This is a genomic window from Paenarthrobacter sp. UW852 (assembly GCF_024608385.1).
Taxonomy (GTDB): domain Bacteria; phylum Actinomycetota; class Actinomycetes; order Actinomycetales; family Micrococcaceae; genus Arthrobacter.
The window spans coordinates 166,662-179,634 of sequence record NZ_JAMSGY010000005.1; the positions used below are offsets into that span (position 1 = coordinate 166,662).

At 64.2% G+C, this 12,973-nt stretch carries 9 protein-coding genes; 3 read left to right on the top strand and 6 right to left on the bottom strand.

Annotated elements, in window-relative coordinates; translation table 11 throughout:
* Window positions 1–73: 73 nt before the first annotated feature.
* The 5 genes from NEK97_RS10850 to NEK97_RS10870 form a co-directional block, all read right to left on the bottom strand.
* Entirely contained in the window at window positions 74–1,756 is a 1,683-nt protein-coding gene (locus tag NEK97_RS10850; protein WP_257369952.1) for an ABC-F family ATP-binding cassette domain-containing protein, read from the bottom strand.
* Window positions 1,757–1,824: 68 nt separating this feature from the next.
* The gene (locus tag NEK97_RS10855) at window positions 1,825–3,807 is read right to left on the bottom strand and encodes a penicillin-binding transpeptidase domain-containing protein (protein WP_374111527.1); all 1,983 of its coding nucleotides are present in this window, start codon (window positions 3,805–3,807) and stop codon (window positions 1,825–1,827) included.
* A gap of 114 nt (window positions 3,808–3,921) precedes the next feature.
* Window positions 3,922–7,773, bottom strand: a complete 3,852-nt coding sequence (locus NEK97_RS10860; protein ID WP_257369954.1) for an NPCBM/NEW2 domain-containing protein — start codon at window positions 7,771–7,773, stop codon at window positions 3,922–3,924.
* Window positions 7,774–7,953: 180 nt separating this feature from the next.
* Window positions 7,954–8,610, bottom strand: a complete 657-nt coding sequence (locus tag NEK97_RS10865; RefSeq protein ID WP_257369955.1) for a response regulator transcription factor — start codon at window positions 8,608–8,610, stop codon at window positions 7,954–7,956.
* Window positions 8,607–9,887 carry a sensor histidine kinase gene (locus NEK97_RS10870; protein WP_257369956.1) on the bottom strand — a complete coding sequence of 427 codons (1,281 nt, stop codon included), beginning with the start codon at window positions 9,885–9,887 and terminating at the stop codon, window positions 8,607–8,609. Before NEK97_RS10870 ends, NEK97_RS10865 begins: the two co-directional genes overlap by 4 nt.
* A gap of 193 nt (window positions 9,888–10,080) precedes the next feature.
* Here NEK97_RS10870 and NEK97_RS10875 point away from each other — a divergent pair, with 193 nt between their 5' ends.
* Together NEK97_RS10875 and NEK97_RS10880 are read left to right on the top strand one after the other, a co-directional pair.
* Entirely contained in the window at window positions 10,081–11,160 is a 1,080-nt protein-coding gene (locus NEK97_RS10875; protein ID WP_257369957.1) for an ABC transporter permease, read from the top strand.
* Window positions 11,161–11,189: 29 nt separating this feature from the next.
* Entirely contained in the window at window positions 11,190–11,882 is a 693-nt protein-coding gene (locus tag NEK97_RS10880) for an ABC transporter ATP-binding protein (protein WP_257369958.1), read from the top strand.
* Between the two features lie 2 nt (window positions 11,883–11,884).
* Here NEK97_RS10880 and NEK97_RS10885 read toward each other — a convergent pair whose 3' ends face one another.
* Window positions 11,885–12,283 carry a helix-turn-helix domain-containing protein gene (locus NEK97_RS10885; protein WP_257369959.1) on the bottom strand — a complete coding sequence of 133 codons (399 nt, stop codon included), beginning with the start codon at window positions 12,281–12,283 and terminating at the stop codon, window positions 11,885–11,887.
* An 83-nt stretch (window positions 12,284–12,366) separates the two neighbouring features.
* On the opposite strand from NEK97_RS10885, the gene NEK97_RS10890 reads away from it, so the two are divergent.
* Window positions 12,367–12,972, top strand: a complete 606-nt coding sequence (locus NEK97_RS10890; RefSeq protein WP_257369960.1) for an NAD(P)-dependent oxidoreductase — start codon at window positions 12,367–12,369, stop codon at window positions 12,970–12,972.
* Window position 12,973: the final 1 nt, after the last annotated feature.

The window sequence follows — 12,973 nt, forward strand, 5'->3', positions numbered from 1 at the left end:
AGACCCGAACGCTCCTGCAGCTGCTGCAGGAGCGTTCGGGTGAAGGGGGCGGGATGTGAGAGAGCGTCCGGGGTCAGCGGGCCCGCTCTACTCGCTTCTCGTCCCACACGGGTTCCTCGGACTCGTAGACCTTGCCGTCCGAACCAAAAATGAGGAAGCGGTCAAAGGACTTGGCGAACCAGCGGTCGTGCGTCACGGCGAGGACCGTTCCCTCGAAAGCGTCGATGGCCCGCTCCAAGGCTTCCCCGGAATGCAGGTCCAGGTTGTCCGTAGGCTCGTCGAGCAGCAGGAGCGTGGCACCAGAGAGCTGCAGGAGCAGGATCTGGAAACGTGCTTGCTGGCCACCGGAGAGTGACTCGTACTTCTGCTCGGACTGGCCGGCCAAACCGTAGGAGTCCAAAGCTCCGGCAGCTGCTTCACGTGGAAGTCCGCTCCGGTGCTCATCGCCGCGGTGCAGGATCTCCAGCAAGGTCCGGCCCAGGAGGTCAGGGCGGACATGTGTCTGCGCGAAGAAACCCGGGCGGATTCGGGCGCCGAGTTTCACCACGCCCTCGTGCGGGACCTCAGCGATGACGACGTCGGACACCGGCAGGTGTTCCCGCTCCGGATCCGTGCCACCGGTGGCGAGCAGGCGGAGGAAGTGGCTTTTGCCCGAACCATTGGAGCCCAGGACACCCACACGGTCTCCGAACCAGATCTCCGTGGAGAACGGCTTCATCAGTCCGGTCAGCTCAAGCTTCTCGGCCACGACTGCGCGCTTGGCGGTACGCCCACCCTTGAGGCGCATCTTGACGTTCTGCTCGATCGGCAGGGCTTCGGGCGGGCCAGCCTCAAGGAACTTAGCCAGGCGGGTCTGCGCTGCCTGGTACCTGTTGGCCATGTCAGAGCGGAAAGCAGCCTTGTTCTTGTACATGTTGACGAGTTCCTTAAGCTTGATGTGCTCCTCGTCCCAACGCTTCCGCAGCTCCTCGAAACGCGCATTGCGGTCTGCCCGGGCCTCGACATAGGAGCCGAAACCTCCGCCGTGGATCCAGGCACCCGCACCGTTGATGCCCGGTTCGAGCGTGACGATGCGCCCGGCGGCGTTGTTGAGCAGCTCGCGGTCGTGGCTGATGAACAGCACGGTCTTCTTGGACTCGTTGAGCTTGGTTTCCAACCAGCGCTTGCCAGGCACGTCCAGGTAGTTGTCAGGCTCATCGAGGAGCAGCAATTCATCAGGCCCGGCAAACAGTGCTTCGAGGACAAGGCGCTTCTGCTCGCCGCCGGACAGGGTAGAGGCCCGCCGGAACTGGGCCTTGTCGAAGGAAATCCCCAAGGCGGCCATGCAGACTTCGTCCCAGACGGTCTCCACGTCGTATCCGCCCGCGTCGCCCCAGTCCACGATCGCTTGGGCGTACTTCATTTGTGTGGGCTCGTCATCGTGTTCCATCATGGCGAGCTCGGCTTCCTCCACGGCCTTGGCCGCGGCCGCGAGACCTGCTTGTGCGGTAGAGACCAGGAGGTCGCGGACAGTGGATTCATCGCGGACCTGGCCCACGAACTGGCGCATGATGCCCATGTTCCCGGACCGGCCCACGGCTCCCTCATCCGGTGTGAGATCGCCGGAAATGATCTTGAACAGCGTGGTCTTGCCCGTTCCGTTGGGTCCGATCAACGCAGTCTTGGTGCCGTCGGGCACCTTGAACGTCACCCCGTTAAGCAGTTGGGTGCCGTCGGAGAGGAAGTAGTCAATGCCTGAAACGTCAATATGGGCCACGTTTCAATCCTCCCACGGCACGGTATTAACGCTCGACGGCGGCCTGCCGCCGTCGAGCGTCTGCCGTGTCAGCCTGCTGCGGTGAGGAAGGACTTCAAGAGCGGCCCGCTGGTGGTAGCACCAAGCCCACCGTCCTCCACGAACACGGCGACGGCCAGGTCACCGTGCGTGGCCACGATCCACGCGTGCGTCTTGGGCGGATCCTCGTTGCCGAACTCCGCCGTGCCCGTCTTGGCCCCGACCGGGAGGCCGGGCACCTGTGCCAGGAAGCCGGCGTGCCCGGAGGTCACCACGGCACGCATCATGTCCGCCAACGAAGCGGCTTCTTCCTTGGTAATCGGCTTGGTGGATGCCGGAGACGCAGGGAGTGCACTGGCCGTGGTGGAATCCGGCGACGGCGATGCGCTGCCACTTTCGGTCGGGGAAGCACTGGCACTGGGGTTCTGGGCAGCATCAGCGTTGAGGACCAGTTGGGGCGACACGGGAGCGCCGTTGGCCACGGAAGCAGCCATGACAGCGGCTGAGAGCGGCGAGAAAAGTACCTTGCCTTGGCCGATCATGGAGGCGGCGTGCTCAGTGCCTTCAGCAGCACCGGGAACCGATCCCAGGAACGCATCGGCGCCAAGCTTGGGGGCTTCCACGGCGACTCCGAGGGCCTGGGCAGCCGACTCGAGTTGGTCCTGGCTGACGGTATCGCGGACATTGATGAAGGCTGTGTTGCACGAGTGCGCGAAGGCCTCCCGCAAGGCAACGGTGCCCAGCGAACCGGCCGGGTACCCTTCGGCGTTCTTGAATGTGCGCCCATCAACGGTGACCGTCGGAGTGCACTCCACCTTGGAATCGGGCGTGGCACCGTTCCGGAACATCGCCAGCGAATCAACGATCTTGAACGTTGAGCCCGGTGCGTACTGTCCCAACATGGCGGTGTTGTACCCGTTGCTGCCCGGTCCTGAGGCGGCGGCGAGAACGGCACCGGTTGAGGGTTTCAGCGCAACGATAGCCGAGGCCGGCCCAACTTTAGCCAGCGTGTCCTCGGCCAATTGCTGGAGTTTCAGGTCGAGCGTGGTCTTGAGGGTGGTGCCCGGTGCGGGGAGGGACGAGAAGAACACTTTGGTAGCGGGGGTTTCACCCTGGGACTTGGCGCTGGCGATGACCTCCACGCCGTCCTTGCCGCGCAGCAGGGAGTCGTACTTCTGCTGCAGGCCCCCGGTTCCGGTGGTGTCCCCGGCACGCAGCGCGCCGTTGGACTTCTCGATCTGCTCTGCGCTGGCTTGACCGACGCTGCCCAAAAGAGCACGGGCGAAGGTCCTTGTGGGAGCCAGGGCCATGGAGTCCAGGATGCTCACGCCACCCGGGATGGCGTTGATCTTGGCTTCGTTGATGTCGGCTGTGTAGGCGCGGAGGACGAGTCCCTCCACAAACGCCTGCGGGCCGGATGCAGCAACCTGCTTGGCGTACTCCTCAACGTCCAGCCCCAGCAGGGCCGCCATGGCCCGGGCCGAGGCGTCGGCTTGCTCTGCGGGAACCTTGGTCTTGTCGATGCCAACCCGGAACACGGGCCTGTCTTCAACGATCGGGGCGTCGCCGGCACCCAGGATCTGGCCGCGCTGGGCCGGAACTGTCTTAACGGAGAGGGTCTCGCCATCGGAGAGCTGTGGTGCCAGGAGGGCGGGGCTCCACTGAACCGCCCATTTTCCGGAGGACTTCTTCAGCGTGGCGTCCAAGGTGTACTCCCACTTGGCAGAGCCGACGTTCCAGCTGTAGTTCAGGGGGAACGTGGCGCTATCGCCGTCGAGCTTCACGTCGCCGGACTGCACCGAGGGTTTGGCGCCGAGGCCTTCGAAGACAGCCTTGAGTTCATCGTTGGCCGTGGCAGCGTCCTTGCCCTCGACGGCGAGCGACCCGACGTCGAGCGCTTCCAAGGAAGACGCCAGCTGCTTTGCGGCACCTTCCGCGCCGGATCGGCCATCATCACAAGCGGCCAGCGAGCCAGCCATTACTAAACTGACGAGTCCAACGACAAAACCCTGCTTCTTTTTCAGTTTCCCCATTTGCGACATTATGCCCCGTTCCACCGACAGTTTCTTGTTGTGCCCGGTCAGCGGACAGCCGCCGCCTGCCACCCCGGGGAGAGGCGGCAAACGGCGGCCGTCAGGACATCGGCGCTACGGAGCGCAGGTGAACTTGGCGTCACCCCACACCCCGTGGGCACCGTTGATGGATCCGGAGGGATCCACCACCAACTCCACGTAGGCCGCTCCGGTGAGGTCAACCGTCACGGATTCGGGAGCGAACCCCGGCGTGTACGTGCGCGACTGGTACTTGTTCACGCCGTCGGCGTTGACCTTGAAGATAATGTTGCCGCCGAAGCCGCTCTCAAGGCCCACCTGAGAGGTGAACTTTGAACACTTTCCACCCAGGTAGTAGGTGATTTTTGACGCTGCGTGCACGCCGAGGCCCTTACTGAACACGGGCTCCTTGCCTGTGGCGGGATCCGTGTAGTTGATGGCCAACGGCTTGTCCGGGGAGGACGCCGAATCTTTGTTGGCCACGTTCTTGCCGATCACACCGTAGCCGTTCAGCGCCTGGACCCACGGGGTTTCAGAGGCATACACGGAGCCGACAGGGACAGCCGGAAGAGGCTGCGAGGTCACCTTCCAGTCGAAGAACTTCACCCGTGTATCCGTAGGCAGCGTGACGGATGCCAGCTCCTTGGTGGGGTTGAGCCGCACCGTGTTGGAGAACGCCTGATACTTGTACTGCGTGTACTCAGGTGACGGGCCTGAGGCGTTGTTGCGGCCCTGTTCCGAAACCGCCAGCACGGCTCCGTTGAGGACCGAGGGCTGCAGCCAGTTGGGGAAGAAGATGGACTGCTGCTCCGAGGAACCGTCCGCGTAGGTCAAGGTCAGCGTCGGGCTGGTTCCATTACCCACAGCGGCAGATCCGAGGACCGCAAGATGCGTGCCCTTGCCCTTGACCGAGATGGTTTGTGCGGACAACGCCACGGAGTTGGGGACATCAGGTCCCACGGCCGGCCACGTGTAATCCACCTGCGTAGGTTTCCCGGCATCGACCGTCACCGTGCTGCCTGGCCGGACACCGCCCGCCGGAACCGCTGCGGCAGCCAGCTGTTCGGCAGCGAAGGTGGCCCCGCCGCCGTCGAAGTTTCCGAGCGCCTTGCCGGCCACGGTGGTGACCGAAACGGTGTTGTAGGCCGCAGCCAGCGAACCGTAGGCGACGTAGATCTGGTTGCCACCGGTCACCGACTGGTTGGAGCCGGAAGCAGCGTACGACGCCGACACCCGCACGGTCTGTTGGCCCGCCTTCGCGCTGGAGCCGGGTTTGATGACGAAGGTGGCAGTGGCGCTCGCTCCACCGTCCACCTTGGCTGCGGTTGCGCCGGAGGACGAAACAACGGTCCACCCCTCGGGCAGGACGGGAGCCAGGACCACGTTGGTCTTGGCCTTGGTTCCAGTGTTCACGAAAGCAGCGGTGACTGTTGTTTCCTGGTCCTGGAAGACCTGTTGGCCGGTGGTCACGCGGACTTCGGCGGCGGTGTCTTCCTGGCTTTTCCCGCCCAGCGGACCTGCCTGCTGGAGCTGAACCGTGGCTGACTGGTTGGAGGCGATGGATCCCGTCTTGACCCAGATGGTGCCGTTGTTGGCCTCATCGAAGAACCACCCCGTGGTTGCAGCGGCATAGGCGGCCTGGGTTGGCTGTTGGGTGAGCTTGGTGCCGCCGATCTTCACGTCCTTGGGGGCCGCGCCGGCGTGGACTTTCAGTTCGTAGGGTCGGGCAGCCGCCTTGCCTGTGTACTCGCCCTTCCGCTCACCGATGGACACCTTGACGCTGCTGTTGCCCTTGCCGGGCGCATCCACTGCGAAGATCTGGCTGGAGGACTTTCCATCCTTGAATTCACGGGTGACCTTGTCGTCCTCATAGAGCGTGAAGGTGTCCTGGCCTTGGGCGTAAACGTCCAGGGTGATCATGGAATCTTCGGGTACCAAGGAGGCGTTGCGGGCCACGATGCCTTGCGGGATCACCGCACCGGCACGAACGAATACCGGCAGTTTGTCCAGGGGTGCGTTGTAACCGTTGAGGATCTGGCCGCCCTGGTAGAGCTTGCCGGTCCAGTAATCCACCCACTGCTGGCCGGCGGGAAGGAATATGCCGTTTCGGACATTTGTCTGGGTGAAAACTGGTGCCACCAGGAAATCGGAGCCCAGCATGAATTGGTTATTGGCCTCGGCACCGTATGACCACTGCTGGTCAGGGAACTCCAGGGCCATGGATCGCATCATCGAAACACCGCTGGTGGAGGATTCCTGGGCAAGGGTGTAGATGAAGGGCATGAGTTGCTGCCTAAGCTGCAGGTACTGGCGGTTGATGGCCGTAGCTTGGTCGCCGTAGAGCCACGGGCGCTTGTCCGTCGCGGCCCAGCCGGACATGGAGTACAGCGCCGGGGCGAAGGCCTTCCACTGGAGGTCGCGGACGTACGATTCGGCCGAGCCGCCGAAGATCCCGTCAACATCGCCGGTGGTGAACGCCAAACCCGAGTTGCCCGCACCGGTGAGGGCCGAGACCTGCCAGCGAACGGCGTCGAGATTGCCTGAATGGTCACCGGTCCACTGCATGCCGCAACGCTGGGCGCCGGCCCACCCTTCCACCATCAGCGAGGTGCCCCGCGCGTTCGAGTACTGCTCGATGCCGCCGTGTGCGGCCTCGCAACCGGTGAGTGCCTGCCGGTAGCCCTGCCCAACCCACGCAACGTCGAGCTTGCGGAGCCGGACTCCGGCCTCGCCTACTTCGTATTCCTGGTTGGTCAGGGAGCGCTGGGTCCACAGGCCAACTTTGAGGTCGGTTTCTTTCTCGATGTTGCTCACGGTTTCCGGGAGTTGCTGGTATTCGCAGCCGTAGCCGTCGTTGACCAGCATCCAGCCGGCCGGCATGTCGTTTTCAACGAACTTCCGTGCGGTTTTGATGGCGTCCGGCGTGCGCTGCTTAGCGCCGTCAGGATCGCCATAGCCGGAGGAGGAATAGCCCGGATTGGAACGGTTGTAGCAGTCGGCGTCGCCGTATTCCAAGGCGTAGACCGGGGGCATGATCGGCTTTCCGGTCAGCGTGGTGTACGCGCCAAGGGACTGTTTGTAGTCGCCCACGAAGTAGTAGGCGTCGAACCGCTTTTCCTCATGCGTGGTGGTGGGTTGGTCCTTGAAGTCGTACGAGCCGCGGGCGAACGTGTCGCGGAGGACACCGTAGCCCTTGGATGACATGTAGTACGGCACGGCGTTGGGGTAGCCGTCGTCGTCCCAGTCGAAGTTCTTGGCGATGTTGATCAGCGCGCCGGTGTGCACGGAGCGGCCGTTTTGCATGCCGCCGCCGATGAACTGCTCGCCGTCCTGATGGGCAAGGTGCTGAGTGGCCGAGTTGGAGCCGAACGTCATGGGTGCCGACTCCTCCAGCACCAGTGATCCGTCGGCCCGGGTCACGCGGAGTTGGGTAGTGGACTTGTTGATCGCGACGCTGATCTTGTCCGTCTTCAACGTCAGCCAGTCGCCGTCGACGATGGTGGGTGTGGTGCCGGGAAATCTGTCTTTGCCCACCACGATGTTGGCGGTCCTGGCCGGGTCGCCTTGGTCGCTGTTGGCGGGATCCGTGAAGGTGCCGTTTGGATCGGCTTCGAGGCGGAAGGTGCCGCCATCCAGGAACGTAACCCGGACGGCACCTTTGGCGGTGGAAAGGCCGACGACGTTGCCGGACTGGGTGTATCCGGTCACCGCGCCGAGGGGTACTCCCGCGGCGTCGACAGGTACCTCGGGAGTGACGGCTTTGACGGGGGCGGGGTCGCCGGGCGCGGAATTCGCGGCCGATGCCGCCGATGCGAAGGTCAGTGCGGGGATGGTCCCTGCGAGGAGGAGCGAGGCAAGGCCGAGGGATGCGGCCTTCCTGGCTATCTTTGTGGCTCGTCCGGGGCTGTGGGGAGCAGCACTGGACAGGCCCAAGGAGGGTGCGGACATGGGGGCCAACTTTCGACGAGTGACTTTTTGTGATCTAACTCATGGCGAAACGTGCACTAATCGTCACTGCTGCGAGGCCAAAGGTCAACCGTTTAACCAAAATTAACAAGCAAAATGAGCCTCACCCGTCGGCCCAGAGGGGTCCAGCGCGAGGTTTGCTGAGGGCCTGATCCGCGAGGTTCAGCGCCCGCGGATGATTCGTCGCTGGGTCGCCGCAGCAATCGCCGCCGTCCGGTTGTCGACCCCCAGCTTCGAGTAGATGTGCACCAGATGCGTCTTTACCGTGGCCTCCGAAATGAAGAGCTGCTTCGCCATGGCGCGGTTGCTCATGCCAGTAGCCAGCAACTCCAGCAGCTCCACCTCCCTGGCGCTCAACGCGGGCGACGGGTTTCGGATCCGCCCCATGAGCCGCGCCGCGACCTCCGGTGCCAGCGCGGTCTGCCCTGCAGCCGCGGACAGGACAGCTTGCCGGATTTGCTCGGGCGGGGCGTCTTTAAGCATGTAACCGCTGGCGCCGGCTTCAACGGCAGCGAGGATGTCGGCGTCGGTGTCGTAGGTGGTGAGGATCAGAACCGGGGGCGGGGGGCTCCCGGCCTCGCCCGCCTTGATCTTTCCCGTAGCCGTCACCCCATCCATGCCGGCCCCCATCTGCAGGTCCATGAGGACCAGGTCCACCGGCTCGCCGAGCGTGTGCAGCCTGCGCAGCTCAACCAACGCGGCATCACCATCCGCCGCCTCGGCCACCACGGTGACGCCCGGGAAGTCCGCCAACATGGCACGCAGGCCTGCCCTGACTACCGGGTGGTCATCCACCAACAGAATGCGGATATCGCTCATGCCTCATCATCTCCCACAGGCAAGGGCACCCGGATGGCAACCACCGTTCCCTCGCCCGGAGCCGACTCGATCTCCAGGCTGCCCTCCAGCGCGGCCAGCCGTTCGCGCAAACTCAACAGCCCGACGCCGGTGCCGTCACCGCGCACGGTGGCCACCGCCGTCGACGGCTCAAAACCAATACCGTCGTCAAAAACGTCCAACGTCACCTCGGACCCGAGAAAGGACAGGGTCACGACGGCGGCCCGCGCCTTTGCGTGCGCCCACACGTTCGCGAGGGAGGCCTGGGCGGCCCGAAGCAGGGTGGTCTGGTAGGTATTGGGCAGCTCAACGGGGGAACCCACCAACTCGAAACGGCAGCGCAGCGCGGTCCCACGGGCGGCGGCTTCAGTCTCGGTTTTCTCACAGAGGCGGCGCAACGTATCCACCAAGCCGGCTTGTTCCAGGTCAGGGGAACGGAGGCCGCGAACAAAGCTGCGGGCTTCGGCCAGGTTCGCCGAGGCAGTTTCCTGGACGATCCGCAGTCGCTCCCTTGCAGCCCCTGAATCCCCGTCATCCAAGGCTTTCTCGGCTGACCGCCCCATCAGGACGATGCTGGAGAAGCCCTGTGCCAGGGTGTCGTGGATTTCCCGGGCGAGCCGTTCACGCTCGGCCGTGATCCCAGCGTCGTGCTGTGTTTTGGCCAGTTCCGCCCGCGTCCGACGCAGGTCCTCGGCCACCACCCGCTGGTTTTCGGCCTCAAGGAACAAGGCCTGGTAGGCCAGCCCGGTGACCACGGCGAAACCGGCCCCAAACACCGGGCCCAGGACCATCGCGAGCTGCAGGCCGCCGTCGGACGTGCCGCGGCTATGGAACCACAGCGCACCGATCAGCAGGACCGTGCTCAGCGCAATCATGGGCAACGCCAGGCGCCGGGGGAGCAGATGAAGCTGCAGGAAGAAGAGGGGGAAGGCCACCCAGGCGAAATCTCCGCTGACCAGAAGGAGCAGCAGCCACAGGAACATCACTGCACCCAGCCACCACGCTGCGTAGCGGGAGGGGTTGAAACGGGAAGGGTCGCTTGCGTGCCGTTTTTCCAGGATTGTTCCCGCCAGGTACACCGCCGCCAGAAGGGCCGAAAGGCCTAAGCCGGCAGCCAACGCCGTGGATGACGGTGATCCGGAAGTGTCGACTCCGGTCAGCAGGCGAATGACGGCGACCAGCAGCAGCACGGCGAAACCGACGTGCAAACTCACGCGCAGGACGCGGAGGATCGTGACGGCTCCGGTGGGGGATTGCATGCTTTCCAGCGTATCTCCGGCCCTCCCTCGTTCCGCCGTTTTCCGCGCCGCACACCCGGAATCAACCATTTGGATGACTCGCCGCTCAACCCCACGGAGTCCGCCAATCCATCCACCTCCCGATGTCCGGGAGGGCCTTCGCCGGAAGAGTTGGTAATACCGGGAACAACCCCGCAACTACCGAAGGAATCCGATGTTTCTCGCCATCCGCGACATCCGCTTCGCCAAGGGCCGTTTTGCGCTCATGGGCAGCGTGGTCGCCTTGATCACTTTGCTGCTCGTGATGTTGTCCGGGCTGACGGCCGGACTGGGAAACCAGTCGACGTCGGCCATTGCCTCATTGCCGGCGCAGCAGGTCGTCTTCGGGGCTCCCGCGGGAAGTGACGCCAAAGCGTCCTACACCGAGTCTGAGGTTTCCTCAGCCCAGCTCCAGACGTGGCGCGAGCAGCCGGGGGTCAGTTCTGCGCAGGCAGTGGGAATCAGCCAGTCGCGTTTCCAGTCACTGGGTGCTGGTGGCACTCCAAGTGGTACAGCGACCGTCGCCGTCTTTGGCGGATCCATCGCTCCCCAGGCCGTGGAGGACGGGGCGGTGGTTGTCGGCGAAACGTTGGCGAAGGACCTGTCCCTGACCCCCGGTAGCCGGGTGCGCGTAGGCGGCACCGACCTCACTGTCTCGTCCATTGTGGGGGACCAGTGGTACTCCCACACTGGCGTCGTCTGGACCACCCTGGACACCTGGCGGTCCATCGCGCACGCGGCCCCCGGCACGGCAACCGTCCTCGCCGTACAGTACGACGCCGGAACCTCCCTGGACGTCGACGCCGCCAACGCATCGGCCGGCACAGTCAGCACGGATCCCGTGGGTTCCTTCCAGGCCTTGGCCTCGTACAAGAGCGAAAACGGCTCCCTCATGCTCATGCAGGCGTTCCTCTACGGCATCTCCGCATTGGTGATCGTCGCGTTCCTGACCGTGTGGACGGTGCAGCGGACCCGGGATATCGCGGTGCTCAAGGCACTTGGAGCTTCCTCCGGTTATGTCCTGCGCGATGCCCTGGCCCAAGCGACCTTGGTATTGGTGTCCGGAGCGGCTCTTGGTGGTTTGTTGGGCCTTGCCGGGGGAGCCTTCGCAGCCCAGGCTGCACCCTTTTTGATCACTCCCCTGACCACGCTGCTCCCAGTGGTTGGAATTGTCCTGCTCGGGCTCGCCGGCGCGGTGCTTGCCGTCCGCAAAGTCACCAAAGTGGACCCCTTGCTGGCCCTCGGCGGCAACTGATTCCGTACATTCTTCGAAAGGCATACACCGTGACTACTGCACTCAACCTCGTCAACGTCTCGCTCGAATATCCCGATGGTGGCTCCACCCTGAAGGCCCTGGACTCCGTGAACCTCGCGGTCAGCAAAGGGGAATTCCTCTCCTTGGTAGGCCCGTCGGGCTCAGGGAAGTCGTCACTGCTCGCCGTGGCGGCCACCCTCATCCGGCCAACATCCGGCGTAGTGGTCATCAACGGGCAGGATGTCGCCGCACTTCCGGAAGCCGAACGAACTGCGCTGCGCCGGGACAGCGTGGGCATCATCTTCCAGCAACCCAACCTGCTGCCGGCGCTGACCGCCGTCGAGCAGTTGGTGATTCGTGAGCACCTGCGTGGCAACCCGCTGAAGGAAGCCCGCCGGAAAGCCGTCGAGCTGCTGGACGTAGTTGGCCTGTCAGGCGCCGAACACAAGCGGCCGCACCAGCTCTCCGGCGGCCAGCGCCAGCGGGTGAACATAGCGCGGGCATTGATGGGCAGCCCTTCGGTACTGCTGGTGGACGAGCCCACTGCGGCGCTTGACCATGAACGCAGCGAATCCGTTGTCCGGCTGCTCCGTCGGGTGACGGACGAGTTCAACACAGCCACCGTCATGGTCACGCACGATACCGAGTTCCTGCCCCTGACGGATGCCGTCGCGACCATGCGGGACGGACGGATCAGCCGCGCCCTCGTCCCATCACAGTAAACCTAGGTGGCTGTGCCGAGGACCGCGGAGTCCTGCGCGTCGTCGTAGGCTTCGCGGGCTTCCAGGATGATGGGCACGTGGCTTTCGGCCCATTCGCGGAGCAGGGACAACGGCTGCAACAGGGATTCGCCCATCGCCGTCAGTTCATAGTCCACACGTGGGGGGACCTGGGCATGGACAGTCCGGGTGATCAGGCCGTCCCGCTCCAGCGCCCTCAGCGTCTGGGTCAGGACTTTGGGCGTCACGACGTTGACCATCTTCCGCAACTCGGAGAACCGTACCGGACCGGCGCCCAACACCTGGATGACCAGCGAGGCCCATTTGTCGCCGATTCGTTGGAAGATCACGCGGGAGGGACAGTTGGGGTCCAGGATGTTCGCGGGGAGGTTGTTGGTTTCCATCAGGTAACTAGGTTCCTTTGAAGCTATCAGTATCCAATGGATACCTTTGTTGTATTGCAAGGATAACAACCCTAAGGAGAGCAATGAAAATCGCAGTCTACGGCGCAACGGGCATGGTCGGCAGCCAGATCGTCAACGAATCCATCACCCGCGGCCACCAGGTCACGGCCATCTCCCGCAAGGGCGCTGAAGTTCCCGGCGCAGCCACTCAGGCTGCAGACCAGGCTGACGCGCAAACCTTTGCGTCCGTTGCCAAGGACCACGACGTCGTTGTGCTGGCGACGGGCCCCAGCCGCACCGGCGGCGACCACTCCGAGTGGCTCGAAGCCATGTCCACCGCTTACAGCAACGCAGAAGGAACCCGGCTGATGATTGTCGGCGGCGCCGGGACACTGGAAATCGACGGTGTCCGCCTGCTCGACTCCCCGGACTTCCCTGAGGCTTATAAGGCCGAGGCCACCACCGCCGCCAAGGCCCTGGAAGCCGTCAAGCAGGCCCCCGAGTCCCTCGACTGGACCGTCCTGGCCCCCGCGCCGGTTATCCAGCCCGGTGAGCGCACTGGCGAGTACTCCGTGGCAAAGGATTCGCCGGCGGGCAACACCATCTCCACGCAGGACTACGCCGTAGCCATGCTGGACGAGATCGAAAGCCCGGCCCACCGCCGCGCACGCTTTACCGCCGCCAACTAGG